Source organism: Neisseria oralis, assembly GCF_045062685.1.
Lineage (GTDB): Bacteria > Pseudomonadota > Gammaproteobacteria > Burkholderiales > Neisseriaceae > Neisseria > Neisseria oralis.
The window spans coordinates 1-726 of sequence record NZ_JBJGEB010000035.1; the positions used below are offsets into that span (position 1 = coordinate 1).

General features: G+C 36.0%; 2 protein-coding genes. Both read left to right on the forward strand.

Annotation, left to right across the window (positions count from 1 at the left end):
- Positions 1-330, forward strand: a 330-nt coding sequence (locus tag ACI43T_RS11970; protein ID WP_405387334.1) for a hypothetical protein, incomplete at its 5' end; no start/stop codon positions are given.
- On the forward strand, positions 327-674 hold the full coding sequence (locus ACI43T_RS11975; RefSeq protein ID WP_314107192.1) for a hypothetical protein: 348 nt from the start codon (positions 327-329) through the stop codon (positions 672-674). The genes ACI43T_RS11970 and ACI43T_RS11975, both read left to right, overlap by 4 nt.
- The last annotated feature ends 52 nt before the right edge of the window (positions 675-726 follow it).

Consider the following 726-nt stretch of genomic DNA (forward strand, 5'->3'; position numbering starts at 1 on the left):
CTTGATGATGCAGCAGAAAAACGGTTAATGAGCAAGATTGATGAATACAAAAAGAAAGGTGCAGGAGCGTGGACTCTGGGTGGGCCTTGTTCCAGTTTTGCTAGAGATGCTTGGAAAGCAGGGACTGGAGAAGATCTTAATTCCAACACACTTGGTGGTTTAGGGCCTGTAAGTAATCCTAATTCACTTAGGAAATCAATTATAAAAGCCAATGGAGGAAAAGCTAATGCCGTAGCTGCGTCACCTCGAAAAAATAGTAGTGCCTCTTTCGGTTCAAGTGGTCGTTCCTCAGGTTCTTCATCATTAAATTCATCGGGAAGTTCATTATGAAAATTAAGGTAATTATGCTAAGTATTATAGGTTTGATATTATCAGGTTATTCTCTGGCCAATGAAGAAATCAAATTTGACGATATTTGGAATTTTAAAATTTCCGTCAAAGAAAATCGGAATAATAAACAAATTCGGCTCACAGGCCTGTTGGGCAACAGTGCAATGGGAATATCGGATATAAAAACAAATATCCACAATGATGAGTTAAACATAATTTTATTTCAGAAACTGGCAGGTTCCAAATATTCAGGTCGATTGGATAAAGAGGTTACCGTCGAAAAGTCTATTAAAAAAATTACTTTTGGTTCTAAGAAGAAAATCGTATGGGAAAGCAAGCCGTAACATATAATAAAAGCATTTTACTTATTAAGATAAAAGACAATTTTACATTTCC

Coding starts and splice junctions, on each gene's coding strand:
- ACI43T_RS11975 (WP_314107192.1), top strand. CDS start 327: ATGAAAATTAAGGTAATTATGCTAAGTATTATAGGTTTGATATTATCA.